The organism is Streptomyces sp. MNU76 (assembly GCF_020982545.1).
Classification (GTDB): domain Bacteria; phylum Actinomycetota; class Actinomycetes; order Streptomycetales; family Streptomycetaceae; genus Streptomyces.
Genome location: NZ_JAJKLK010000034.1, coordinates 1 through 3,277 on the forward strand (window position 1 = coordinate 1; position 3,277 = coordinate 3,277).

General features: G+C 66.0%; 3 protein-coding genes and 2 pseudogenes. 3 read left to right on the plus strand and 2 right to left on the minus strand.

The genetic code is table 11. From position 1 onward, the window contains the following. The 3 genes and pseudogenes from E4N62_RS47705 to E4N62_RS47715 form a co-directional block, all read left to right on the plus strand. A pseudogene (locus E4N62_RS47705) lies at positions 1-270 on the plus strand (hypothetical protein); the annotation flags it as partial. A 327-nt stretch (positions 271-597) separates the two neighbouring features. Beyond that, positions 598-1,152: a hypothetical protein gene (locus E4N62_RS47710; protein WP_230211862.1), complete on the plus strand. Its 555-nt coding sequence runs from the start codon at positions 598-600 to the stop codon at positions 1,150-1,152. Between the two features lie 16 nt (positions 1,153-1,168). After that, positions 1,169-2,301, plus strand: a pseudogene (locus E4N62_RS47715) (IS630 family transposase). Positions 2,302-2,308: 7 nt separating this feature from the next. Here E4N62_RS47715 and E4N62_RS47720 read toward each other — a convergent pair. Together E4N62_RS47720 and E4N62_RS47725 are read right to left on the minus strand one after the other, a co-directional pair. Continuing rightward, positions 2,309-2,944, minus strand: coding sequence for a transposase (locus E4N62_RS47720; protein ID WP_230224789.1), 636 nt, complete (start codon positions 2,942-2,944; stop codon positions 2,309-2,311). Between the two features lie 50 nt (positions 2,945-2,994). Continuing rightward, positions 2,995-3,141, minus strand: a complete 147-nt coding sequence (locus tag E4N62_RS47725) for a hypothetical protein (RefSeq protein WP_230224790.1) — start codon at positions 3,139-3,141, stop codon at positions 2,995-2,997. Positions 3,142-3,277 lie beyond the last annotated feature (136 nt).

Consider the following 3,277-nt stretch of genomic DNA (forward strand, 5'->3'; position numbering starts at 1 on the left):
CGGTCACCCCGAACATCCGCGCCGAGTCCGACGCCCTCTTCGCCGCCCAGGTCACCCGCTTCAACGAGGCTCCTCGCCAAGACGGCCGCCGACCTCGACGAACCCCGCTCGCCTCTCCTGCTGGCCTCCCCGCCCTCGTCGTACGACATCCACTGGGACACCTACGACGGCACCCACCCCAACGCCTCCGGCGAACACAAGCTGGCGGCGACCTTCGCGAACGCGATGCACGAGGCGTGGGGGCTCGGAGGCCCCTACGAGGAGCCGTAGCCTCCGCGCCCCGTTCGTCCGTCGCGTCCTCGTCACCGTGCGTATCGTTGTACTGCGCGGCCGTCCTCGGTCGAGGGGCGGCCGGGGAGGAGCGCCACGATGACCGTCCTTGAAGACAGGATCGCGATGGCCGAGAGCGACGCACTTCAGTTCGCCACTTGAGCCAACCCCACAAACAAGGTGCCCGACACGACACCACCCCCCCACACTCACTCCCACTCACCCGCGACCGCAGCACCGGCGGCGGTTGAGGACGTCGGTCAACACGGCCCGCGCTAAGTTGAGAATCCGGACCGGCGGGCTGCTCTTCCGCCTAGGGTCTCGATCATGTTCAAGTCAGGGGTGGGGTTCCTCGCGTTGTTCGGGCTCGGCTGGTGGCTGCTGGGCTCGAGTGCATTCGACGGGTTGATGCAGCAGGTCCTGGCCGTAGTCGGCTGTGCCGTCATGGTGGGGCTGATGCTCGCCGCACGCCGTTTCCTTCCCTCGTCGGCAGGGGGACCGTTTCCCGTTGACCGACGTCGGCGGTTCAACCAGATCAACGGGCTCCAGTGGCTGCTGATCATCGCCATCGCCGCAGTCTGCCGTCACGTCGGGGTGCCGGTGCTCATTCCCCCGCTGATCGCGGTTGTCGTCGGGCTCCACTTCCTGCCGTTGGCGGCGGTGTTCGAGCAGCCCCGACTGCGAATACCGGCGGCCCTGTTGATCGCTTCCGGGGCGACGGGCATGACCGTCTGGCTCACGAACGGCCCGGACGAGAGCGTTCGCCTCGTGGTGGGCCTTATTTCTGCGCTCTCCCTATGGGGCATGGCGATATGGACAGTCGCAGGGGCGGCATCCGCTGCCGATCAAGGGGCAGGAAATGAGGGTTCTGGCGGCGCGTGACTGGCACCCTGTCTTGGTGGCAGAGCGAGTACGCGTGCGTGAGATCGACGATGACGAGGGGCGGCGGCTGCTGCGGATCATCCGCAGGGGCACCGGGTCGGTGGTGACCTGGCGGCGGCCCAGGTGGTCCTGCTGGCCGCTCAGGGTATGCCGGTGGCGAAGATCGCCGAGGTCACGTTCACCAGCGCCGACCGGGTCCGCGATGTGATCCACAACTTCAACACTGACGGCTTCAACTCGCTCTACCCGAAGTACAAGGGCGGGCGCCCGAAGACGTTCACGCTGCCCGAGCGCCGCGAGATCAAGAAGATCGCCAAGTCCAAGCCGACCGAGCACGACCTGCCGTTTTCCGCCTGGAGTCTGACGAAGCTGGCGGACTTCCTGGTCGCCGAGGGGGTGGTCGACGACATCAGCCACGAGGGCCTGCGCATCCTGCTCCGCGAGGAAGGCGTCTCCTTTCAACGCCTGAAGACCTGGAAGACCTCCCGCGATCCCGACTACTCGGCCAAGAAGGCCCGCGTCGAACACCTCTACGCTATCGCCGACGGCGAGGTCATACCCGAAGAGGGAGAGCCCGAAGCCGTCTTCTGCATGGACGAGTTCGGGCCGCTCAACCTGATGCCCCACCCCGGACGGCAATGGGCCGAACGCGGAGGCAAGCACAAAAACCCCGCTCGCGAGCCACGCCGGCGGCGCCGGGCGACCTACAACCGCTACGGCGGAATACGTCACCTGTTCGCGGCCCTGGACCTGACGAAGAACAGGCTCTACGGGCACATCAAGCCCATCAAGAAACGCACGCAGTTCCTGGAGTTCTGCCGCTACCTGCGCAGCCTCTACCCGCCCGACGTCCGTATCGCGATCGTCTGTGACAACTTCTCCCCGCACCTGACAACGAAGAAATGTCAGCGCGTCGGCACCTGGGCAGCGGCGAACAACGTCGAGATCGCCTACACCCCCACCAACAGCTCCTGGCTGAACCGGATCGAGGCCCAGTTCACCGCCCTGCGGTATTTCACCCTCGACGGCACCGACCACGCCGACCACAAGGAACAGGGCAGCATGATCCGCCGCTACATCATCTGGCGAAACCGGCATGCCAACGACCAGCACCTCCGCGCCGTCGTCGACAGGGCAAACGTTGCCTGACGCGGCACTAGTAGACTGTCGCGGCTAGTTTTTGGGATAGAGGTGGCGCAGTTTGATGCGTGCGTCGTGGGTGGTGAACTGCCAGTTCACCTGACGCTGGTCGGTGTTGGTGGCGTTCTGCCAGGCTGAGAGTTCGGTGTTGAGGGTGTCGAGGTCGCTGATCCGGCGGTCGAGGCATTGCCGGGTCAGTGCGGAGAGTTCGATCTCGGCGATGTTGAGCCATGACCCGTGCTTGGGCGTGTGGTGGATCTTCGAGGCGTTGGGCCAGGGCGAATGCCTCTTCGGGTTCGAACGCCTCGTACAACGAGGCGATGTTGTGGGTGTTGAGGTTGTCCATCACCAGCACCACGGTCTCGGCGTCGGGGTAGTCCACGCTCAGTAACTGTTTGACCTGGCCGGCCCAGTCGATCCGGGTCCGCCGGGACAGTGCCTGAACGCGACGCCACCCGCGCAGGGGTTCGACCCACACGAAGATCGAGGACGTGCCGCAGCGGATGTACTCGCTGTCCTGGCGGGCGTCGTGACCAGGGCGGGCGGGAGTGGGTCGCGGGCATCGCCGAGGCTGGTAGGGCTTCTCGTCCATGCACACCACCGGACGTGCCGGGTCGTAGGGCCGGGCATAGACGGCCAGCACGTCTTCCATCCGGGCCGCGAACTCCGCGTTCGCCCGGGGTGGGATGGTCCAGCACTTTCTCAGGTGAGGGCGCAGTTCCGTTTTTTTAAGACCCGCCCGATGGTGGAGTGGTCCAGATCGGGGATGTCCTCGGCCAGCGCGACATGTTTTCTCCAGCAGCCGCAGCGACCACCGGGTATGGCCCCTGGTGGCTGTGAGCACGCCATCGCGATCAGCCGGGCTTCGACTCGCCGGTCACCGGCGAGGGCACTGGTGGGAGGTCGCGCTTCTTCCGCGCGATCGTGGCGTGCACATCGCCACCGGTCTCGGCGAAACGCGACCAGCCGTAACGTCTCACCGGAG